This window comes from Burkholderia sp. 567 (assembly GCF_040545115.1).
Lineage (GTDB): Bacteria > Pseudomonadota > Gammaproteobacteria > Burkholderiales > Burkholderiaceae > Burkholderia > Burkholderia ambifaria.
The window spans coordinates 406,998-427,598 of record NZ_JBEPLG010000004.1 but is presented as its reverse complement, the minus strand read 5'-3'; the positions used below and the strand labels follow the sequence as shown (position 1 = coordinate 427,598).

Here is a 20,601-nt window from a genome sequence, read left to right as displayed (position 1 = left end):
ATGAAAGACCGCCGCGTTGCCGCGTTCGAGCGCGTGCTCTCGCGCCGCCGCCAGCTCGATCGCAAGCTCAATGCGGCGCTCGGCGCTTTGCGCGGCGAGTTGCAGGCGCTCGCGGGCGTATTGGAAGAGTGCCGGGCGGCGGTGCGCGCGCATGCGGCCGAGCTGGCTGCGCACGACGGCAAGATCGACACGATGCTCGGCGGCGCTTCGTTCAGGGCGGACGCGTATCTGAAGCTGCGCGAATTCCGCTCGCATGCGGCCGAGCAGCACGCGATGCTCGAAGCACGGGCGGATCAGGCAGGGCAGGCGCTGGCGGCGAAGCAGGCGCAGATCGGCGCGATGCGCACGGACATTCTGCGCAACCGCGCGCGCATCGACATCTACGGCAAGCGGCGCGACGCGCTCGTCAAGGCCATCGAGCTGGCGATCGAGGACGCGCAGGACGAGGAAACATCGGAGAACCGCCGGCCCAGTCCGGCGTTTTGAAGCAGCGAGCTTGCTCGCAGGCAAACATCCTTTGAACGACAGACGACCGACATGAGCGACATCACCTTTGCATCGATCGAATCGAGCCACCAACTGGTCAGGTTTCTGATCGTGCTCGGCCTTTGCAGCGAGCGATTGATGGTGCTGATGATGATCTTTCCGCCCACGTCCGACAACGTCGTGCAGGGCCGCGTGCGCACCGCGCTCGCGCTGCTGTGGGGCAGCTTCGTCGCATACGGGCAGCGCGGCCTGCTCGAGCAGGGGGATGCGACGATACTCGTCGGTATCGGCTTGAAGGAGGCGCTGATCGGCGTTGGACTCGGCTTCGCGGCATCGACGGTGTTCTGGGCCGCGGAAAGCGTCGGCACGTACGTCGACGATCTGACCGGCTTCAATCAACTGCAGATGCAGAACCCGAGCCAGGGGCAGCAGACGTCGCTGACGTCGACGCTCCTGAGCCAGTTCGCGATTGCGGCGTTCTGGTGTCTCGGCGGCATGACGTTTCTGCTCGGCGCGATTTACGAGTCGTACACCTGGTGGCCGCTCGGCAGCCTCGCGCCCGCGGGCGGCTCGGTACTCGAATCGTTCGTGCTTTCGAAGACCGATTCGCTGATGGAAACGGTGGCGAAGCTGGCAACGCCGATGATGCTGATGCTGCTGTTGATCGACATCGGCTTCGGCTTTACGGGAAAGGTATCGCAAAAGCTCGATCTGCCGTCGCTCGCGCAGCCCGTGAAAGGCGCGCTCACGATTCTGATGCTTGCGCTGATGGCGGCCATCTTCATCGATCAGGTGCGCGATCAGCTTTCGCTCGTGGGCGTGGCCGCCGAGGCACGGGCGATCGCGGGCGGCAGATAAAGCGCGCGCCACCGACACGGCGTGCACGCGTCGGATGGTCATTGCGTGCAGCAGCTTGGAGAAGAATATGATCGAGACGTTGAAAGACGACCAGATCGCTACGGGAATGATGCACGTGCTGTGGGCCGGTGCGGCGCTCGATACGTTGTCCGACGTATTGGACCTGCTCGACGCCATGGCGGTGCTGCGCCCCGGGAACGGGGGGATGCGCGAGGTGCTGGCGTGGTGGCATGTGCGCGCGCGTGCGTGGGGCGAGGCGCTGAGCGAATTGCGCCGCGTCGAGCGCGGCGGCGTGCTTTCGTCGCGCGGCATGGCGCTCGCGGCCGTTTGCCTGTATGCGCTTGGCGATGCGGCGTGGCGCACCTATGCCTATGCGGCGGCTTACCGATCCGACGATGTCATGGCGACGCGCACCGCTCACGCGTTGCTTGCGGCGCCCGTCGTGGAGCGCCCGTAAAACGCAAGGCGATCATGGAAGTGCGGGTGCATGACGGCGCACCCCGCGTGCACGTGACGCTTCGCCGGGAAGGCTGGCGAGACAGCCCGGCCTCGCGTCGCCGGCAGGAACAGGAGGCGCTAACGGAACGCCCGCATCTGCCCCGTCATCATCTGCAGCATCTTGTTGGCGGCCACCGAGAGCTTGCGGCCCACGCGCGTGACCATGTGCGCCTCGGCGTTCTCGAGGATCGGATGCGCGATCTCGATCGCGAACAGTTCCTTCGCCTGCAGTTCGGCCGCCACCGCGAAAGCCGGCATCACCGAGATGCCGAGCCCCGATTTCACGAATTCCTTCAGGATCGCGAAGGAATTGGTGGTGATGATCGGCGCGAGCCGTACGCGCTCGGCGTATTCCACGGCCTCCATCATCTGCCGCGTGCCGTAGGACGGATGGGTGGCCGCCAGCGGGTAGGTGGCGAGCTGCTGCACCGTCAGCACCTTGTGGCTGCGGCGCGGGAAGTCGGGGCCGACGATCGCCATCATCGGCTGCCGCTTCGACGCGCGCGACACCAGCTTGGGCTCGGCGGGCGGGTTGTAGACCAGGCCAATCTCGCCCTCGTCGTTCGAGATTTTGCGGATCACGTCGTTGGTGCTGCCCACGTCGAGGTTGACACGGATCCCGGGGAACTGCCGGCAGAACTGCTGCATCGGCCCGGCCAGTAGATCCGAGACGAAACCCTCGCCGAGCACCAGGCTGACCTGGCCGGTCTTGAGCCCGCGCAGCTCCTGCAGGCGCGAGATCAGGTCGTCGCGATGCGCGAGCTGCTCGCGGAAATACTCGATCACGCAGCGTCCAGCGTCGGTGGGCGTCACGCCGCGCGCGTGGCGCTCCACCAAGGTGGCGTCGAGCTCCTTCTCCAGCAACCCGATCTGGCGGCTCACGGCCGAGGGCGCCACGTCGAGCCAGTCGGCCGCGGCGCGGATCGTGCCGCAGCGCACGGCCTCGTAGAAATAGACGATCCGGCTGTCGGTAAGGGTGTCGCTCATAATCCCGGTGTTCTAAAAAAGAGAACAATCTCAATATTGGCGTTGATTGATTATACGGATCGCCGGACCGAACATCGTAGCCATGCAAGGCGGCGCCAAGCTGGCGCGCCGGCCTCGAACCAACAGCTATCAGGAGTCGTCGGATGAAAACGGTGGGCGTGATCGGTCTGGGCAACATGGGGCGCGGCATGGCAGGTTCGCTGCGGCGCGGCGACTACACGGTGCTGGGCTACGACGCGGCGCCGGGCGTGGCGCTCGCGCTGGCCGAGCAGGCGGTGCTGTCGGCGCGCGATTCGGTGGCCGAAATCGCGCGCGATGCCGACGTGCTGCTGCTGTCGTTGCCGACGTCGGCGGTGGTCGAGGCGGTGGTGCTGGGCGCGGGCGGCGTGCTCGAGAACGCTAGACCGGGCAGCATCGTGATCGACACCACCACGGCCGATCCGGACAGCACGCGGCGCGTGGCGGCGGCCCTGGCCGAGCGCGGCATCGGCTTCGTCGACGGCCCGGTGAGCGGCGGCCCGAAGGGCGCGGCCACCGCCACCATGACCATGGTGCTGGGCGGCTCGGACAGCGATATCGCGGCCATCGAGCCGATCCTCACGGCGATCAGCGCGAAGCGCGTGCATGTGGGCCCGGTGGGCGCCGGCCACGTCACCAAGCTGCTCAACAATCTGCTGACCGGCGTGCACCTGCTGGCCGCCAGCGAGGCGGTGCGCACCGCGCGCGCGGCCGGCGTCGATCCGGAAAAGCTGGTCGAGGCGCTCAACGGCGGCTCCGGCCGAAACAGCGCGACGCTGACCAACTACCCGACGTGGATCTTCAACGGCAAGTTCGATTCCGGTTTCACCATGAAGCTGATGCGCAAGGACGTGCGGCTCGCGCTCGGGTTGCTCGACCAGTTCGACAGCGTCGCTCCCGTGGCGCGCGAGGCGGCGCGCGTATGGGCCGCCAGCGAGGTATCCGTCGCCGACGGCGAAGACTTCAACCGCATCGTCGACTTCCTCGACCCCGCCTGAGGCCGGCAGCCCGCGCCACGATCCCGCTCGACCCACCGATACGGAAACCTGACATGACCCAGCACGCAGACCAGTTGCTCGCCGCCTTCGCGCATTTCTTCCCCGGCGCCGCCACGATCGGCTCGTATATCGACGGCGAGCTCGTCGCCGGCCAGGGCGACACGATCCAGCTTTACGATGCGGCGACGGGCGAGGCCACGCTCGCCTATCGCGACGCCGGCGCAGCCGTGATCGACCATGCCGCCGAAAGCGCGCGCCGCGCGCAGCGCGAATGGTGGGCGCTCACGCATGCCGCGCGCGGCCGCGTGATGCAGGAGGTGGCGCGCGCGATCCGCGCCGAGGGCGAGGCGATCGCGCGGCTGGAGGCGCTGGGCTCGGGCAAGCCGATCCGCGACTGCCGGGGCGAGGTGGGCAAGGTCGCCGAGATGTTCGAGTACTACGCGGGCTGGACCGACAAGTTCTACGGCAGCGTGATCCCGGTGCCGACCTCGCACCTCAACTACACGCGCCGCGAGCCGGCCGGCGTGGTGCTGCAGATCACACCCTGGAACGCGCCGGTGTTCACCTGCGGCTGGCAGGTGGCGCCCGCGGTGGCGATGGGCAACGGCGTGCTGCTCAAGCCCTCGGAGCTGACGCCCTTCACCTCGCTGGCGGTCGCCCGACTCGGCGAGCGGGCCGGATTGCCGCGCGGCCTGGTCAACGTGCTGGCCGGCTTCGGTCACACCGCCGGGCAGGCCGCGATCGCGCATCGCGTGGTGAGCAAGGTGGTGTTCGTCGGCTCGCCGGCCACCGGCGCGCGCATCGCCGAGGCTGCCGCGCGCCGCGTGCTGCCGTGCGTGCTGGAGCTGGGCGGCAAGTCGGCCAATATCGTGTTTGCCGACGCCGACCTCAAGCGCGCCGCGCTGACCGCCCAGGCGGCGATCTTCGCCGGCGCGGGCCAGAGCTGCGTGGCCGGCTCGCGTCTGCTGGTGCAGCGCGCCGTCTACGACGAATTCGTCGCGATGGTGGCTGCCGGGGCGAAGAAGATTCGCGTCGGCGCGCCGCTCGACGATGCGACCGAGGTGGGCCCGATCAACAATCGCAAGCAGTACGACCACGTGATGTCGATGATCGCGCGCGGCGTGGCGGCTGGCGCCACGCTCGCCTGCGGCTCGGCCGAGCGCGTCGGGGAGGGCCGCGGCGGCTACTTCGTGGCGCCGACCGTGCTGACCGGCGTGTCGAACGCGATGGAGGTCGCGCGCACCGAGATCTTCGGGCCGGTGGTGGCCGCCATCCCGTTCGACACCGAGGACGAGGCGATCGCGATCGCCAACGACACCGACTTCGGCCTGGCCGGCGCGGCCTGGACCACCGACGTGGCGCGCGCGCATCGCGTGGCCGCGCAGGTGAATGCCGGCACCTTCTGGGTCAACGGCTACAAGACCATCAACGTGGCCTCGCCGTTCGGCGGCTACGGCATGAGCGGCTACGGCCGCTCGAGCGGGGTCGAGGCGCTGTACGAATACACGCAGACCAAGAGCGTGTGGGTCGAGACGGCCGAAGCGCCGCCCACCGCGTTCGGTTATCTGTAACCACCGGCCCGCATTCGACGGCAGCCGGGCTTCAAGGGGAGATTCGTCATGGAACACGCACTGGGTATCGAGCGCCGCGAGCTTGGCGGCGCGGCCACCGCCAAGGTCCTGCTTTACGCGGCCGGCATCCTGCTGGTCGCCGAATGGATCGGCTCGTTCACGTTCAAGCTCGGGCCGGGCAAGGTCGTGCTGCTGCCGATGATCTGGGCACTGCTGCTCGGCGCCGCGGTGGGGCTGGCCAGCGCGCGCTGGAACAGCAGCGCGCGCCTGAGCGTGCCCGACCAGTTCTTCGCGGCTGCGATCCTGCAGCCGGCGCTGCTGCTGTTCGTCTCCAAGCTCGGGCTGATGGTGGGCAGCGCGCTGCCCAAGCTGGCGTCGGCGGGCTGGGCGCTGGCCTTCCAGGAATTCGGCCACTTCGTCGGCACCATCCTGCTCGGCCTGCCGCTCGCGTTGCTGCTCGGCATCAAGCGCGAGGCGATCGGCGCGACCTTCTCGGTGGGCCGCGAGCCGAGCCTCGCGATCATCGGCGAGAAGTACGGCATGGATTCGGCCGAGGGCCGCGGCGTGCTGGCCGAGTACCTGACCGGCACCGTGTTCGGTGCGGTGTTCATCGCCGTGTTCGCGGGTTTCGTGAGCAGCCTCGGCATCTTCGATCCGCTCGCGCTGGCGATGGGCTCGGGTGTCGGCTCGGGCAGCATGATGGCGGCCGCCTCGGGCGCCATCGCCGCGCAGCAGGACCCGGAGACGGCGAAATCCGTGCTCGCCTTCGCCGCGGCCAGCAACCTGATCACCACCACCATCGGTACCTACTTCACGCTGTTCATCTCGCTGCCGCTCGCGGTCTGGGGCTATCGCGTGCTGGAGCCGCTGATCGGCCGCACCACCAAGGCATCGGCGCAGCCCGAAGTCGCCAGCCCGTCGCTGGGCGACGTGCGGACCGACGCGCCCGCGCTCGGCTACGGCGGCAAGCTGCTGGCCTGGATCGTGACGGCCGCGATGGCGCTGGTGTGCGACTGGATCGCCCACGGCACCACACCGCTGGTGGGACTGCCGGGGATCGCGATCATGGTGTGCGCGACGATCGTCGGCGATGCGCTGGCGCGCGTGACGGGGCGGCGGATTCCGGCGGTCTGCTGGGTATCGGTGGTGGCGATGTTCCTGACCTCGCCGTGGTCCCCGTGGGCTTCGCAGATCGCCGCGCTCAGCTCGCACAACGATTTCCTGGGGGTGACCACGCCGATGCTGGTGTTCGCGGGGCTGTCGATCGCCAAGGACATTCCGGCCTTCCGGCGGCTTGGCTGGCGCATCGTGCTGGTGTCCTTCGTGGCCAATGCCGGCACCTTCATCGGCGCGACCCTGGTGGCGCAGCTGTTCCATATCTGATGCGTCGCGGCACGGCGGCGGGCGGCATGGGCTGGCCCGCCGCCGTGCCGCGACGACCGACAAGAGCGCTTCCATCCGCATGAAACTGATCGATTCCATCGTCGCTCACGCCGACGAACTGACGGCGCTACGCCGCGATATCCATGCCCATCCCGAGGTGGGCTACGACGTGTTCCGCACCGCCGAACTCGTCGCCGAGCGGCTCGAGCAATGGGGTTATGCCGTCACGCGCGGCGTCGGCCGCACCGGCGTGGTCGGCACCTTGAAGCGCGGCGGCAGCGCGCGCGCGATCGGCCTGCGCGCCGACATGGATGCGCTGCCCGTGCAGGAGGCCAACACCTTCGCGCATCGTTCGACGGTGCCCGGCGCGATGCATGCGTGCGGCCACGACGGGCACACCACCATGCTGTTGGGGGCCGCGCGCCATCTCGCGCGGCATGGCGAGTTCGACGGCACCGTGCAGCTGTTCTTCCAGCCGGCCGAGGAGGCGGGCGGCGGCGCGCGCGCGATGATCGAGGACGGCCTGTTCGAGCGTTTCCCGGTGGATGCCGTGTTCGGGCTGCACAACTGGCCCGGCATCGCGGCCGGCGATTTCGCGGTGCGGCCGGGGCCGCTGATGGCATCGACCAGCCTGTTCCGGATCAACTTGCGCGGTGCCGGCTGCCACGCGGCCATGCCGCACCTGGGCCGCGATCCGGTGTTCGCGGCGGGGCAGGTGCTGAGTGCTCTGCAGGGGATCGTCACGCGCAACCGAAATCCGATCGACGGCGCGGTGCTGTCGGTCACGCAGGTGCATGCGGGCGAGGCGATGAATGTGGTGCCGACCGATGCGTGGCTCGGCGGCACGGTGCGGACCTTCTCCGATGCGGCGCTCGACCTGATCGAGACGCGCATGCGCGCTGTGGTGGCCGGGACGGCCGCGGCCTTCGATTGCGAGAGCGAGGTGGATTTCCAGCGCCAGTATCCGGCCACCGTGAACGACGCCGAGCAGACCGCGGTGGCGGTGGCGGTGATGCGCGAGCTGGTCGGCGACGCGCATGTGAACGCCGCCGTCGATCCGACCATGGCGGCGGAGGATTTTTCGTTCATGCTGCGCGAGAAGCCGGGGTGTTATGCGTTCCTCGGGAACGGGGTGGGCGATCATCGCGTGCATGGGCATGGCGGCGGCCCTTGCCTGCTGCATAACGCCAGTTACGACTTCAACGATGCGTTGCTGCCGGTGGGGGCGAGTTATTTCGTGAGGTTGGCGGAGCGGTTTCTGGGGTGCTGAATGTTCCCTTCGGGCGGTTAATGGCGCTCGGCGAAGTGACATCTTCATTTCGCAAACGGCGACAACTTTATTTCTGTCTACGCGAGGCTCGCGCGGTCTGACACGGTAGCTCCGGCTACATGCTCACCGCGGACGGTTCGCATTCTGTGTGAGCGCCTTCGTTCGCGCCCGGTGCCATCTGAACCTGCGGCCTCCGAATCGCGCCCATAGTCCGCATTAATCGGAAGAATAAAAACTACCGATTGGCCGACGAATTCCATCAAAGACCACAATCCTCCGGCATTCCAACATTACGCCCAATTACGGAGGGGTCAATATGCAGAAAAAACGTATCGGAAAATCGGTCGTGGCCGCGCTCGCCATCATCGCAATGAGCGCCGGCACCGTTGCCGCGTGGGCCGACGGTGCGCCGCGCACGAATGACTTCTGGTGGCCGGAGCGGCTCGATCTTTCACCGCTGCGCCAGCACGACGTCGAGTCGAATCCGTACGGAAAGGATTTCGACTATGCGCAGGCATTCGACAAGCTCGATATCGAGGCCGTGAAGAAGGATATCCGCGCGACCCTGACGACGTCGCAGGACTGGTGGCCGGCAGACTACGGCAACTATGGACCGTTCTTCATCCGGATGGCGTGGCACGGAGCGGGCACCTATCGCACGTACGATGGCCGTGGCGGCGCCGGCGGCGCACAGCAGCGATTCGAGCCGCTGAACAGTTGGCCGGATAACGCCAATCTCGACAAGGCGCGCCGTTTGTTGTGGCCGATCAAGAAGAAATATGGCGAGAATATTTCGTGGGGCGATTTGATGGTCCTCACCGGCAATGTCGCGCTTGAATCCATGGGTTTTCAAACCTTCGGCTTTGGCGGCGGCCGGGAAGACGACTGGCAATCGGATCTGGTTTACTGGGGCGCCGGCACGAAATTCATGTCGGATAACCGCGACAAGAACGGCAAGCTCGAGAAGCCGCTGGCGGCCACCCAGATGGGGCTGATCTACGTGAACCCGGAAGGTCCGAACGGCAACCCCGATCCCGTCGCCGCGGCAAAGGACATTCGCGACGCGTTCGGCCGCATGGCGATGAATGACGAGGAGACCCTCGCGCTGATCGCGGGCGGTCATACCTTCGGCAAGGCCCATGGCGCGGCGTCGCCCGACAAATGCGTGGGCGCGGCACCGGCGGGCGCGGGCGTCGAAGCGCAAGGCCTGGGCTGGGCGAACAAGTGCGGCACCGGGAAGGGCGCCGACACGATCACGAGCGGCCTTGAAGGCGCATGGTCGGTCGACCCCGTTCACTTCACGATGCAGTATCTCGACAATCTGCTCGAACACGATTGGGTGCTGACGAAGAGCCCGGCAGGCGCTCATCAGTGGATGCCGAAGGACGCGCAGGACATCGTGCCGGACGCACACGATCCGTCGAAGCGACATCCGCTGATGATGTTTACGACCGATATCGCGTTGAAGGTCGATCCCGCGTACAGCGCGATCGCCAAGCGCTTTCACGCGCATCCCGAGGAATTCAAGCTGGCGTTCGCCAAGGCGTGGTTCAAGCTGACGCACCGGGATCTCGGCCCGAAGGCGCGCTATCTGGGCAAGGATGTGCCCAAGGTCGATCTGATCTGGCAGGATCCGTTGCCCGTTGCCGGTTACCAGATGATCGGCGACGCCGATATCGCGGAGCTGAAGCGCAGGATCCTCGCATCGGGGGTGCCGAAGTCGGAACTGATCAAGACCGCGTGGGCCTCCGCGGCCTCGTTCCGCGCCACCGACTATCGAGGCGGCGCGAATGGCGCGCGCATTCGCCTCGCGCCGGAAAACGCCTGGGCGGTGAATGACCCGGCGAGCCTGTCGAAAGTGCTGAAGTCGCTGGAAGGCATTCAGTCCGGCTTCAACAGGAACAGAACGGATGGCAAGCAGGTGTCGCTGGCCGACCTGATCGTGCTGGGCGGCAGCGCGGCCGTCGAGGATGCGGCCCGCAAGGCCGGCTACGACGTCAAGGTGCCATTCTCGCCGGGACGCGTCGATGCGACGCAGGCGCAGACCGATGTCGCTTCCTTCGCCGTTCTCGAGCCGACCGCCGACGGGTTCCGCAACTTCTATCAGAAGAGCAATGAGCGGTCGCCGGCCGAGTTGATGGTCGACCGCGCGAGCAAGCTGGATCTCACCGTTCCGGAGATGACCGTTCTCGTGGGCGGGCTGCGTGCGCTGGACGCCAATGCGGGCCATTCAAGGCTCGGTGTCCTGACCAATCGTCCCGGCACGCTGAGCAACGACTTCTTCGTGAATCTGCTCGACATGTCGACCCAATGGACGAAGTCCTCCAGTGCAGACGGGACTTACGAAGGGCGTGACCGCAAGACGGGCGCGCTCAAGTGGACGGCAAGCCCGGTCGATCTGGTGTTCGGTTCCAGTTCGGAGCTGCGGGCCGTTGCCGAAGTCTATGCGTCGGACGATGCGCACGAGAAGTTCGTGCGCGACTTTGTCCAAGCGTGGACGAAAGTGATGAACCTCGATCGCTTCGATCTGAAGCGCAGCTGATACCGTGATCGGGTTGGCCGGGGGAGCGATCCCGCGGCCAATCCGTCGGAGAACGAAATGAAGAAATCTGGATTGACGTGGTTGATCGTCGGGATGGGAGTGCTGTGGTCGCTCGGTGCTTACGCGGCTGAAATCGAAGTCAGGATGCTGAATCAGGCGTCGGACGGCCAGCGCGGGTTCGAGCCGGCCCTCGTCCATATCAACGCGGGCGATAGCGTCCATTTTGTGGCGGCCGACAGCGGTCATAGCGTCGAAAGCATTCCCGGGATGGCGCCGGACGGGGCCGGGTCGTTTGCCGGAAAGATCAGCGAAGACCTGACCGTGAAGTTCGATACGCCCGGTGTTTATGGCTATCGCTGTCTCCCTCATCACATGTTGGGCATGGTCGGCTTGATCGTGGTCGGACGGCCGACGAACGAAGCCGCGGCCCGAAGCGTTGCACAACCGCGCGATGCAAAAGCGCGTTTCGATCAGCTCTTTGCGGCGCTGGACCGCGAGCAAACCACGCAGAAGTAGCGCCCGCCGCCCCGGGGCTGGATCGGCACGGACGTGATTCATCGTCAGATGAATTGTGATGGCCGTCCGCGCCGAGTCCCAGCCCCGCTCCCGATCGAATTCAAAATTTGTCTAGTCATCCTGGCGATTGGATCGCCGGAATTGCACCAAATCCGTGCCCGGATTCCCCTCGATGACGCACGTCAGAGCCCTGAAATTAGGGGATTTCCCGCGTTTACGCAGTTTTTTTTGATCGCTGCTTGTCTCGCTGTTTTTCTTCTTGCATGCTTGTATAGACAAATTCCTGAGGCGGCTTGCTGCACCGAAGGGATGGCGAACTTCAACGCAAGGAGAAACTCTCGTGAACGGCAAGCGCATCAAGTGGGCAATCAGGACGATCGGCGCCATCGCGGCCGCGGCGGCAACGCTCGCCGCACCGGTGCAGGCAAAGGAATGGAAGACGGTGACGGTCGCGCTCGAAGGCGGCTACGCACCGTGGAACCTCACGCTGCCGGGCGGCAAGCTGGGCGGTTTCGAACCGGAACTGCTCGCCAACGTGTGCGAGCGCATCAAGGTGCAGTGCAATATGGTCGCGCAGGACTGGGACGGGATGATTCCCGGTCTGCAGGCCGGCAAGTTCGATGTCCTGATGGATGCGATCTCGATCACGCCGGAGCGCGAGAAGATCCTGCTGTTCTCGCGCCCGTATGCGGCCACGCCGGCGACCTTCGCCGTCACCGATACCAAGATCCTGCCGAAGGCCGCGCCCGGCGCGCCGATGGTCAAGCTGACCGGCGACGCGAATGCCGACAAGCCGACCGTCGACACGCTGCGCAAGCAGCTCAAGGGCAAGACGATCGGCATCCAGTCGGGCACCGTCTATACGAAGTTCATCAACGACAGCTTCAAGGACATCGCGTCGATCCGCGTGTACAAGACCTCGCCGGAACGCGATCTCGACCTCGTCGCGGGCCGCATCGACGCGTCGTTCGACGACGTCACGTACTACGCGGCGAACAACACGAAGAAGGACAACGCGTCGATCGTGCTCGCGGGGCCGAAGCTCGGCGGACCGATCTGGGGCCCGGGTGAAGGGCTCGCGTTCCGCAAGCAGGACGCCGATCTGAAGACGAAGTTCGATACGGCGATCGGCGCGGCGCTCGCGGACGGCACCGTGAAGAAACTCGCCGACAAGTGGTTCAAGACCGACGTCACGCCGTAAGCGCGTGGCCGGCCGCCGCCGCGTGAGCGGCTCGACCGACACGCGGCGGCACGCATCCTGCGGATTCATCCAACACTTGCCGGGAGGCACGCATGGCGATTCTTGAAATGCTCGGCTTCGGTACCGAGGGCTGGGGCGGCGTGCTGTTGCTCGCCGCGCTGATGACGGTCGCGCTGACGCTTGCCGCGCTCGCGGTCGGCGCCGTGATCGGCGCGGCGATCGCGGCGGCCAAGCTGTCGCGCCACCGCAGCGCCCGCCTGCTCGGCGACCTGTACACGACGGTGTTTCGCGGCGTGCCCGAACTGCTCGTCATCTATCTGTTCTACTTCGGCGGCTCGACGCTCGTCACGACCGTCGGCCAGTGGTTCGGCGCGGAAGGCTTCATCGGGGTGCCGCCGTTCGTGATCGGCGCACTCGCCGTCGGGATGATCTCGGGCGCCTACCAGGCCGAGGTGTATCGCGCGGCGGTGCTCGCGGTGTCGAAGGGCGAGCTCGAAGCGGCGCGCGCGATCGGCATGCCGCGCGCAATGGTGCTGCGCCGCATCCTGGTGCCGCAGGTGCTGCGTTTCGCGCTGCCCGGCATCGGCAACGTGTGGCAACTGAGCCTGAAGGATTCGGCGCTGATCTCGGTCACCGGCCTCGCGGAGCTGCTGCGCACGAGCCAGATCGCGGCGAGCTCGACGCATCAGTACTTCGTGTTCTTCGTCGCGGGCGGCGCGCTGTACCTGGTGATGACGGGCCTGTCGAACCGCGTGTTCAACCGGGCCGAAGCGATCGTCGGCCGCTCGTTCCGCCGCAATTTCGCGCGCAACTGACGGAGAGCACGCATGACATTCGATTTCGATTTTCTCCTCGGCACGCTGGGCCAGCTGCTCGCGGCCGTGCCGACCACGCTGGGCCTGTTCTTCGCGTCGCTCGTGCTCGGCGGCCTGCTGTCGCTCGTGATCGTCACGATGCGCGTGTCGCCGCACTGGCTGCCGAACCGCTTCGCGCGCGCGTACATTCTCGTGTTTCGCGGCTCGCCGCTGCTGATCCAGATGTTCCTCGTGTACTACGGGCTCGGCCAGTTCGGCGTGATCCGCGAAAGCTTCGTCTGGCCGCTGCTGCGCGAGCCCTATGTGTGCGCGGTGCTGTCGCTCGCGTTGTGCACGGCAGGCTACACGGCCGAGATCCTGCGTGGCGGGCTGATGGCCGTGCCGGTCGGGCAGATCGAGGCCGGTTATTCGATCGGCCTGTCGGGCTTCGCGCTGCTGCGCCGCGTGATCGGCCCGATCGCGTTGCGCCAGTGCCTGCCCGCGTATTCCACCGAAGCCGTGCTGCTGGTCAAGTCGACCGCGCTCGCGAGCCTCGTGACCGTGTGGGAGGTGACGGGCGTCGCGCAGCAGATCATCCAGCAGACCTACCGGACGACCGAGGTGTTCGTGTGCGCGGCGCTGATCTACCTGGGCCTGAACTTCATCGTCGTGCGCCTGCTCGGCGCGCTCGAATGGCGACTCTCCGGCCACCTGCGTGCGCCGAAGCCATCCGGTGCGCCCGCCGCGGCGGCACGCAATCCCCGGCGCGTTGCGTCCTGAGCATCCCCGTCCTTTCCCGGAGAATCCGATGAACACCGCTGCTCCCGTTGCGCTGTCGGTCAAGAACATCCACAAGTCGTTTGGCGATCATCACGTGCTGAAGGGTATCTCGCTCGACGCGCACGAGGGCGACGTCATCTCGATCCTCGGCGCGAGCGGCTCGGGCAAGAGCACCTTCCTGCGCTGCCTGAACCTGCTCGAAACGCCCGACGACGGCTCCGTCGCGCTTGCCGGCGAGGAACTGAAGATGAAGCGCGCACGCGACGGCAAGCTGCAACCGGGCGACCGGCGGCAGGTCGATCGCATCCGCTCGCAGCTCGGGATGGTGTTCCAGAACTTCAACCTGTGGTCGCACATGACGGTGCTCGACAATCTCGTCGAAGGGCCGCTGCGCGTGCTCAAGCGCAGCCGCGCGGAAGCGGTCGAGGAAGCCGAGGCGCTGCTCGCGCGCGTCGGCCTCGCGGACAAGCGCGGCTACTATCCGGCGCACCTGTCGGGCGGCCAGCAGCAGCGCGTCGCGATCGCCCGGGCGCTCGCGATGCATCCGAAGGTGATGCTGTTCGACGAACCGACGTCGGCGCTCGACCCGGAGCTGGTCGGCGAAGTGCTGCGCGTGATGCGCTCGCTCGCGGAGGAAGGGCGCACCATGCTGGTCGTCACGCACGAAATGGGCTTCGCGCGGCACGTGTCGAATCGCGTGATGTTCCTGCATCAGGGCGAGGTCGATTCGGACGGGCCGCCCGACGCGCTGTTCGGCGGCCAGTGTTCGGAGCGCTTCCGCCAGTTCGTGTCGAGCCATCACGACCGCGCCGCGAACTGAGGACGTCATGACCGTATTCCGTTCTGCACGGCCGCTCGACTGGCGGCACATTGCGGCCGTCGCGGCCGGCGAACCGCTGGCGTTGACCGACGATGCGCGCGGGCGGATCGCCGCGGCGCGCGAGCTCGTCGACGAGATCGTCGCGCGCGGGATTCGCGCGTACGGCGTCAATACCGGCGTCGGCGCGCTGTGCGACGTGATCGTGTCGCCGGCCCAGCAGAGCACGCTGTCGCGCAATATCCTGATGAGCCACGCGGTCGGCGTCGGCATGCCGCTCGGCGCGCCCGAAACGCGCGCGATCATCGCGGCGGCGATCAACAACTTCGCGCATGGGCATTCGGGCGTGCGTGCCGACGTCGTCGAACAGCTCGTCGCGCTGCTCGAACACGATTGCCTGCCCGAGGTGCCGGCGCACGGCTCGGTCGGCTACCTGACCCACATGGCGCATGTCGCGCTCGTCTGCATCGGGCAGGGTCATGCGCGCCATCGCGGCGAGCGCATACGCGGCGACGAGGCACTGCGCCGCATCGGTCGCGAACCGCTCGCGCTCGGCGCGAAAGAAGGGCTGAGCCTGGTCAACGGCACGCCGTGCGTGACGGGGCTCGCCGCGTTCGCGCTGGCTCGCGCGGAGCGGCTGCTCGACTGGGCCGACTGGATCGCGGCGGCGAGCTTCGAGAATCTCGGCGGGCAGCTCGCCGCGTTCGACCCGGCGTCGCTCGCGCTGCGGATTTCGCCCGGCATCGGGCACGTCGGCGCGCGCCTGCGGGCAATGCTCGCCGACAGCCCGATGCTCGGCGCGGCGAGCGGGCGGCATACGCAGGATCCGCTCAGCCTGCGCACGATTCCGCACGTGCACGGCGCGGCGCGCGACGTGTTCGCGGTGACGGCCGAAGTCGTCGACCGGGAGCTCGCGTCCGTCACCGACAATCCGATCGTCGCCGGTACGCGCGACGCACCGGTCGTTCATTCGCAGGCGCATGCGGTCGGCGCGGGCATCGCGCTTGCGATGGACAGCCTCGCGGCCGCGATGGCGCAGGTGGCGGCCATCGCCGAGCGGCGTCTGGACCGTCTCGTCAATCCGCTCGTGAGCGGGCTGCCGGCGTTTCTCGCGGCGCCCGGCGGCACGTGTTCGGGCTTCATGATCGCGCAGTACACGGCGGTCGCGCTCGTCGCGCAGAATCAGCGGCTCGCGGCACCGGCGAGCCTCGACGGCGGCATTACGTCGGGGCTGCAGGAAGATCATCTGTGCCACGCGACGCCTGCCGCGCTGAAGGCGCTCGACATCATCGAGAATACGACGCGCGTGCTCGCGATCGAGCTGCTGGCCGCCGCGCAGGCCTACGATTTGCAGGCGAGCGGCGCGGCGCGTGCCGCGTCGACCGATGCGCTGTGGCGGCAGTTGCGCGAACGTGTGCCCGCGTATCACGACGACCGGCCGCTTGCCGACGACATCGCGATCGCGGCCGGGATCGTCGCGGGCGTGCCGCCGTCCGTGCTGTAGCGGTGCGAGGGTAACGGGCGATGGGCGGCGGGGCATCCAACCTTCAATCGGTCGAGGGCGCATGAACGAAACGGAACGATATACACCGGCGCGCCGGACGGGCACGTCGGGCGACGACGTGCCGGCACGCGCGCTGCCGGCGTACCAGCAGATCAAGCGCTACGTCGTCGAGCGGATCGCGAAGGGCGACTGGAAGCCGGGCGGCGCGATTCCGACCGAGGCCGAGCTGGTCAAGGAGTTCGGCGTCGCACGGATGACGGTGTCGCGCGCGCTGCGCGAGCTGACCACCGAGCGCGTGCTGACGCGCATCCAGGGCGCCGGCACGTTCGTCGAGCGCCGGCATTACGAATCGACGGTGCTGGAGATCCGCAACATCGCGGACGAGATTGCGGAACGCGGTCATCGGCACAGCGCGCGCGTGTTGCTGCTCGAGCGCAGCGTCGAGCCGGAGGCGATCGAGGCGCTGGCGCTTCGCACGGGGCCCGTGTTTCATTCGCGCATCGTGCATTACGAGGAGGACGAGCCGATCCAGTTCGAGGATCGCTACGTGAACCCGGCCTTGTTTCCGGACTACCTGGAGCAGGATTTCACGCTCGAGACGCCGAATCACTACATGGTGCGGCTCGCGCCGATCCAGCGCGCGGAGTTCCGGATCTACGCGGAGAAGCCGAATGCGCAGGTGCGTCGGCATCTCGTCATGGAGATCGGCGAACCGTGTCTGCTATTGCGGCGCCGCACGTGGGTCGGCGAGCAGGTCGCCACGTCGGTGAGGCTGTGGCATCCGGCGTCGCGGTTCCATCTGGCGGGGAAGATGTAGGGTTAACTGGTGCCGGTTGGCCCTGAATACCCGCGGAGAGTGGCGCATAATGTTTTGAGGTCGACCCTTGGCAGGAAGAGAGGGTTTTATGCGCTGCACACTATGCGGGTCCGAGAATCCTCCCGGTGCGAGGTTCTGCCAGGAATGTCAGGCCGTGCTGTCCCGCACGTGCCCGCAATGCGGACATGACGCCGACCCCGCGGCCCGCTTCTGCAGCAATTGCGGAGCGTCGCTCGAGACGCCCGCTGCGGCACCGCCACCTTCCCGGCCATCGGCCGCCGAGCCCCCGCCAACCCCCGTTCATTACACGCCGGATCATCTTGCCGAGCGAATCCGCGCCGAGCACGCGGCGATGGAAGCGCGCGGCGAGCCCGCCGGCGAGCGCAAGACCGTGACCGCGCTGTTTGCCGACATGGCCGGGTCGACCGCGTTGATCCACGATCTCGATCCCGAAGTGGCGCATCGCCTGATCGTGCCCGTGGTCGAGCTGATGATGGAGGCGGTCCATTACTACGAAGGGTATGTAGCGAAATCGCTCGGCGACGGCATCCTCGCGCTGTTCGGCGCACCGATCGCCCACGAAGACCATGCGCAGCGCGCGCTCTTCGCCGCGTTGCGCATGCAGCAGGCGATGCGTCAGCATGGCGACCGCATTCGTCTGCAGGAAGGCATTCCTCTGCAGATTCGCGTCGGCGTTCACACGGGCGAGGTCGTCGTCCGTTCGATCCGCACCGACGACTTGCACACCGAGTACGATCCGCTCGGGCATACGATCCACATCGCGTCGCGGATCGAGGGCATCGCGGCGCCGACGTCGATTCTCGTCAGCGAGTCGACCCACAAGCTGGCCGAGGGCTATTTCGAATTCAAGGCGCTGGGCGCGACACAACTCAAGGGCATTCCCGCGCCGCTGTGCGTCTACGAGGTGCTGGGCCTGGGCGCGTTGCGCACGCGCCTGCAACTGGCGGCGCACCGCGGCCTCGCGCGCTTCGTCGGCCGCGAAACGGAAATGGAGCACCTGAACCGCGCGCTGGACACCATGCGGGCCGGGCACGGGCGCGTGGTCGGCGTGGTGGGCGAAGCCGGCGTCGGCAAGTCGCGCCTGTTCCACGAGTTCAAGGAGCGTTCGCGGCGCGGCGCGCTGGTGCTGGAGACGTTCTCGGTATCGCACGGCAAGGCATTTCCGAATCTGCCGCTCATCGAACTCCTGAAGAATTATTTCCAGATCACGACCCAGGATGACGAGCGGCGCTGCCGGGAAAAGGTCATCGGCAAGGCGCTTACGCTCGAGCGCAGTTTCGAGGACCTCGTGCCGTACGTCCTCTATCTGCTGGGTATCGGTGAAGGCGGCCCGGTGCTCGCCGAGATGGATCCGCAGATCCGGCGCGAGCGCACCTTCGACGCGATCAGGCAGCTGCTCGTGCGCGAGAGCCGGAATCAGCCGCTCCATCTGCTGTTCGAGGATCTGCAATGGCTCGACCGTGAAACGGAAGCGTTCCTCACGTACCTGATCGACCACGTGCCCGACGCACGCATCCTGCTGCTGGTGAACTACCGGCCCGAGTATCGGCCCGCGTGGGCCGGCGCGGCGCACTGGAGCACGCTGCGGCTCGAACCGCTGGGCTCCTCGGATGCGCAGGGATTGCTCACGGCGCTGCTCGGCGAGGATCGCTCGCTCGTGCCGCTGAAGCAGCTCATTCTGGAGAAGACGGAGGGCAACCCGTTCTTCATGGAGGAAGTGGTCCAGACGCTCGTCGAGGAGAAGTCGCTGCTCGGCGAGGCCGGCCGCTATCGGATCGAGGAGACACCGGCGACGCTGCACATTCCCACCACCGTGCAGGGCGTGCTGGCTGCGCGGATCGACCGGCTGCCGCTCGACGAAAAGGAACTGCTGCAAGCGCTCGCGGTGATCGGCCACGAGTTTCCGTTCAGCCTGATCCGGCGCATTTGCGGCGAGGCGCCGGCACGGGACGACGAACTGCGGCGTCTGCTCGCGCATCTGGAAGCGGCGGAGTTCATCTACGAGCGTCCCGCCTTCCCCGAAGTCAATTATTCGTTCAAGCACGCGCTGACCCAGGAAGTGGCCGGGCGCTCGTTGCTCACGGAGCGGCGTACCACGCTGCACGAGCGCACCGCGCAGGCGATCGAGATGCTGTTTCCGACGCGCATCGCCGATTACTGCAGCGAGCTTGCGCATCACTACAGCCAGAGCGGCAACATTCCGAAGGCGGTCGAATACCTGCATCGCGCGGCCCAGCAGGCGTTGCGCCATGCCGCCCATCACGATGCGATGAATCACCTCGGCGCGGCGCTGGCGTTGCTGAAGGGCTTGCCCGACACACCCGTGCGTGCGCATTGGGAGCTGACACTGCTGCTTTCGCTCGGGCCGGTCCTGATGGACGTGCGCGGGTATGGCGCGACCGAGGTCGGCGCAGTCTATACGCGCGCGCTCGAGCTGTGCGAACGGACCGGCGAGGCATCGCCGCGCTTCGCGACGCAACTGGGATTGCGGATGCATCACGTGGTGCGCGGCGAGTATGCGCTCGCGACCGAGCTGGGCAAGCAGATGCTCGATACGGCCCGGGACGCGAACGATCCGGGCTTCCTCATCGAGGCACATAGCGCACTGGGGTCGTGCTTCTTTCTGCAGGGCGAATTCACTGCGGCTCGCACGCATCTGGAGCAGGCCCGTGCGATCTACGACCCGGAGCAGCATCAGGCGCACGTGTTCGCGCACGGCGTGGATCCCGGCATCCGGGCGCTCAGTTTCCTCGTGCTGACCCTGTGGATTCAGGGGTATCCCGACCAGGCGCTCGACTGCAGCGTCGAAGCACTGGCGCTCGCACGGAGTCTTTCTTACGGGCCTTCGCTCGCATTCAGCCTGACCTACACCGCGCACTTGCACCAACTGCGGCGCGAGCCGCTGCTTGCCGCCGAGCGCGCGGACGCGGTCATCGCCGTATCGACCGAGCACGGCTTGCCGTACTGGCTCGCGTGGGGAACGGTGCTGCGAGGCTGGGCGATGAGCGCGCAGGGAAACATCGCGGACGGCATCGCGCAGATGCGGCTGGGCCTCGACGCGCAGCGGGCAGCCGGCGGCGAGGACCAGCGTCCTTATTCGCTCGCGTTGCTCGCCGACAGTTACTGGCGCGCGGGCGACAAGCGCTCGGCACTGAGCATGCTGGAAGAGGCCAGGGCGATCGTCGAGCAATCCGGCGAGCATTGCTACGAGGCCGAGGTGTACCGGCTCACCGGACTCTATCTGGCTGACGGCGCGGGCAACGAAGGCGCGGCACCCGAACGAGACGACGAAGCCGTCGATTGCCTTCACAAGGCGATCGCGCGGGCGCGCCAGCAGGGTGCCAGGGCGCTGGAATTGCGGGCGGCGTCAGACCTCGCCAGGCTGTTGCAACGACAGGGAAAGACCGTGGAGGCGGCGCAAGCGCTGTCCGAGGTGTACGCGTGGTTCACGGAAGGCTTCGACACGAGCGACCTGCGAGAGGCCAAAACGCTGCTGGATGCATTGGGCGCGCGCGCGGGATGAACGGGCCCGCGGCGCAC

General features: G+C 67.1%; 17 protein-coding genes. 16 read left to right on the top strand and 1 reads right to left on the bottom strand.

The window, feature by feature from the left end:
• From ABIC50_RS15295 to ABIC50_RS15285, 3 genes are all read left to right on the top strand, one after another.
• Complete coding sequence (locus ABIC50_RS15295) at positions 1–486, top strand: type III secretion system protein (protein ID WP_354165074.1); 486 nt, start codon at positions 1–3, stop codon at positions 484–486.
• A 51-nt stretch (positions 487–537) separates the two neighbouring features.
• A complete protein-coding gene (gene sctT / locus ABIC50_RS15290; protein WP_175792679.1) occupies positions 538–1,344 on the top strand; it encodes a type III secretion system export apparatus subunit SctT in 807 nt (268 codons plus the stop codon).
• A gap of 67 nt (positions 1,345–1,411) precedes the next feature.
• Positions 1,412–1,801 (top strand): HrpB1 family type III secretion system apparatus protein, encoded by a 390-nt coding sequence (locus ABIC50_RS15285; RefSeq protein WP_175704419.1) that lies wholly within the window; start codon positions 1,412–1,414, stop codon positions 1,799–1,801.
• A 119-nt stretch (positions 1,802–1,920) separates the two neighbouring features.
• Here ABIC50_RS15285 and ABIC50_RS15280 read toward each other — a convergent pair whose 3' ends face one another.
• Positions 1,921–2,829, bottom strand: a complete 909-nt coding sequence (locus ABIC50_RS15280) for a LysR family transcriptional regulator (protein WP_006753468.1) — start codon at positions 2,827–2,829, stop codon at positions 1,921–1,923.
• Positions 2,830–2,957: 128 nt separating this feature from the next.
• On the opposite strand from ABIC50_RS15280, the gene ABIC50_RS15275 reads away from it, so the two are divergent.
• From ABIC50_RS15275 to ABIC50_RS15215, 13 genes are all read left to right on the top strand, one after another.
• Positions 2,958–3,845, top strand: coding sequence for an NAD(P)-dependent oxidoreductase (locus ABIC50_RS15275; protein WP_354165286.1), 888 nt, complete (start codon positions 2,958–2,960; stop codon positions 3,843–3,845).
• Between the two features lie 53 nt (positions 3,846–3,898).
• Entirely contained in the window at positions 3,899–5,416 is a 1,518-nt protein-coding gene (locus ABIC50_RS15270; RefSeq protein ID WP_354165071.1) for an aldehyde dehydrogenase family protein, read from the top strand.
• 48 nt (positions 5,417–5,464) lie between these two features.
• Positions 5,465–6,799: a DUF3100 domain-containing protein gene (locus ABIC50_RS15265; RefSeq protein WP_354165068.1), complete on the top strand. Its 1,335-nt coding sequence runs from the start codon at positions 5,465–5,467 to the stop codon at positions 6,797–6,799.
• A 79-nt stretch (positions 6,800–6,878) separates the two neighbouring features.
• Complete coding sequence (locus tag ABIC50_RS15260; RefSeq protein ID WP_354165066.1) at positions 6,879–8,069, top strand: M20 aminoacylase family protein; 1,191 nt, start codon at positions 6,879–6,881, stop codon at positions 8,067–8,069.
• A gap of 370 nt (positions 8,070–8,439) precedes the next feature.
• Positions 8,440–10,611 carry a catalase/peroxidase HPI gene (gene katG, locus ABIC50_RS15255; RefSeq protein ID WP_354165284.1) on the top strand — a complete coding sequence of 724 codons (2,172 nt, stop codon included), beginning with the start codon at positions 8,440–8,442 and terminating at the stop codon, positions 10,609–10,611.
• 57 nt (positions 10,612–10,668) lie between these two features.
• Complete coding sequence (locus ABIC50_RS15250; RefSeq protein ID WP_354165064.1) at positions 10,669–11,127, top strand: pseudoazurin; 459 nt, start codon at positions 10,669–10,671, stop codon at positions 11,125–11,127.
• Positions 11,128–11,467: 340 nt separating this feature from the next.
• Positions 11,468–12,328, top strand: coding sequence for a transporter substrate-binding domain-containing protein (locus ABIC50_RS15245; RefSeq protein ID WP_041491764.1), 861 nt, complete (start codon positions 11,468–11,470; stop codon positions 12,326–12,328).
• 92 nt (positions 12,329–12,420) lie between these two features.
• Positions 12,421–13,143: an ABC transporter permease gene (locus tag ABIC50_RS15240; RefSeq protein WP_011660732.1), complete on the top strand. Its 723-nt coding sequence runs from the start codon at positions 12,421–12,423 to the stop codon at positions 13,141–13,143.
• Between the two features lie 12 nt (positions 13,144–13,155).
• Positions 13,156–13,902 (top strand): ABC transporter permease, encoded by a 747-nt coding sequence (locus ABIC50_RS15235; protein ID WP_175664559.1) that lies wholly within the window; start codon positions 13,156–13,158, stop codon positions 13,900–13,902.
• Positions 13,903–13,930: 28 nt separating this feature from the next.
• Complete coding sequence (locus ABIC50_RS15230) at positions 13,931–14,722, top strand: ABC transporter ATP-binding protein (RefSeq protein ID WP_011660730.1); 792 nt, start codon at positions 13,931–13,933, stop codon at positions 14,720–14,722.
• A gap of 7 nt (positions 14,723–14,729) precedes the next feature.
• Positions 14,730–16,223: an HAL/PAL/TAL family ammonia-lyase gene (locus ABIC50_RS15225; RefSeq protein ID WP_354165061.1), complete on the top strand. Its 1,494-nt coding sequence runs from the start codon at positions 14,730–14,732 to the stop codon at positions 16,221–16,223.
• 61 nt (positions 16,224–16,284) lie between these two features.
• Positions 16,285–17,040 carry a histidine utilization transcriptional repressor HutC gene (gene hutC, locus ABIC50_RS15220; RefSeq protein ID WP_229064609.1) on the top strand — a complete coding sequence of 252 codons (756 nt, stop codon included), beginning with the start codon at positions 16,285–16,287 and terminating at the stop codon, positions 17,038–17,040.
• Positions 17,041–17,128: 88 nt separating this feature from the next.
• The gene (locus ABIC50_RS15215) at positions 17,129–20,584 is read left to right on the top strand and encodes an adenylate/guanylate cyclase domain-containing protein (RefSeq protein ID WP_354165058.1); all 3,456 of its coding nucleotides are present in this window, start codon (positions 17,129–17,131) and stop codon (positions 20,582–20,584) included.
• Positions 20,585–20,601: the final 17 nt, after the last annotated feature.

Excerpts from the sequence above, each read along its gene's own strand:
- ABIC50_RS15295 (WP_354165074.1), top strand. The coding sequence starts at position 1 with ATGAAAGACCGCCGCGTTGCCGCGTTCGAGCGCGTGCTCTCGCGCCGC.
- sctT (WP_175792679.1), top strand. The coding sequence starts at position 538 with ATGAGCGACATCACCTTTGCATCGATCGAATCGAGCCACCAACTGGTC.
- ABIC50_RS15285 (WP_175704419.1), top strand. The coding sequence starts at position 1,412 with ATGATCGAGACGTTGAAAGACGACCAGATCGCTACGGGAATGATGCAC.
- ABIC50_RS15280 (WP_006753468.1), bottom strand. The coding sequence starts at position 2,829 with ATGAGCGACACCCTTACCGACAGCCGGATCGTCTATTTCTACGAGGCC.
- ABIC50_RS15270 (WP_354165071.1), top strand. The coding sequence starts at position 3,899 with ATGACCCAGCACGCAGACCAGTTGCTCGCCGCCTTCGCGCATTTCTTC.
- ABIC50_RS15265 (WP_354165068.1), top strand. The coding sequence starts at position 5,465 with ATGGAACACGCACTGGGTATCGAGCGCCGCGAGCTTGGCGGCGCGGCC.
- ABIC50_RS15260 (WP_354165066.1), top strand. The coding sequence starts at position 6,879 with ATGAAACTGATCGATTCCATCGTCGCTCACGCCGACGAACTGACGGCG.
- katG (WP_354165284.1), top strand. The coding sequence starts at position 8,440 with ATGAGCGCCGGCACCGTTGCCGCGTGGGCCGACGGTGCGCCGCGCACG.
- ABIC50_RS15250 (WP_354165064.1), top strand. The coding sequence starts at position 10,669 with ATGAAGAAATCTGGATTGACGTGGTTGATCGTCGGGATGGGAGTGCTG.
- ABIC50_RS15240 (WP_011660732.1), top strand. The coding sequence starts at position 12,421 with ATGGCGATTCTTGAAATGCTCGGCTTCGGTACCGAGGGCTGGGGCGGC.
- ABIC50_RS15235 (WP_175664559.1), top strand. The coding sequence starts at position 13,156 with ATGACATTCGATTTCGATTTTCTCCTCGGCACGCTGGGCCAGCTGCTC.
- ABIC50_RS15230 (WP_011660730.1), top strand. The coding sequence starts at position 13,931 with ATGAACACCGCTGCTCCCGTTGCGCTGTCGGTCAAGAACATCCACAAG.
- ABIC50_RS15225 (WP_354165061.1), top strand. The coding sequence starts at position 14,730 with ATGACCGTATTCCGTTCTGCACGGCCGCTCGACTGGCGGCACATTGCG.
- hutC (WP_229064609.1), top strand. The coding sequence starts at position 16,285 with ATGAACGAAACGGAACGATATACACCGGCGCGCCGGACGGGCACGTCG.
- ABIC50_RS15215 (WP_354165058.1), top strand. The coding sequence starts at position 17,129 with ATGCGCTGCACACTATGCGGGTCCGAGAATCCTCCCGGTGCGAGGTTC.